The sequence below is a fragment of the Pseudomonas sp. KK4 genome (assembly GCF_001984065.1).
Lineage (GTDB): Bacteria > Pseudomonadota > Gammaproteobacteria > Pseudomonadales > Pseudomonadaceae > Aquipseudomonas.
Genome location: NZ_LYVP01000266.1, coordinates 1 through 406, shown reverse-complemented (window position 1 = coordinate 406; position 406 = coordinate 1). Strand labels below are relative to the sequence as shown.

Sequence of the window (406 nt, the reverse complement as noted above, 5' to 3'; positions counted from 1 at the left end):
TGCCAGACACTGCCGTCCAGAAAGATCGTTTCTGTGACCAGCGTAGTGCCGAGGTGGTACTTGTATTTGATCTTGCGGCCCAGTGGGTCGGTTTCTTCAAGCAAACGCGAAAAGTCGTCGTACTTGAACCCCAGCCGGTTTCCATCGGGTAGCGTGAGACCGGTCATGTTGCCGGCCTCGTCGAGGTCGATAGCGTACTGCTCACCGCCGAAGTCGCGGCTGGCAATCACGCGGCGATCGTCGTTGTAGTGGATCTGGAGCTCGCGCCCCAGTGCGTCAGTGGCCCACGAGGTGCGGTGCTTGAAGTCGTAGCGGTAGTGAAAGTGTTCACCATCGCTGGTCCAGTGCTCCACCACACGCGGCTGGCTTCAATGGTTTCCCAGCGGTAATGACAGCTCAGGCCCAA

1 pseudogene is annotated in these 406 nt (G+C 58.9%); it reads right to left on the bottom strand.

Annotated features, from left to right (window positions below):
- Window positions 1-406 (bottom strand): annotated as a pseudogene (locus B0W55_RS29435) (type IV secretion protein Rhs); the annotation flags it as partial.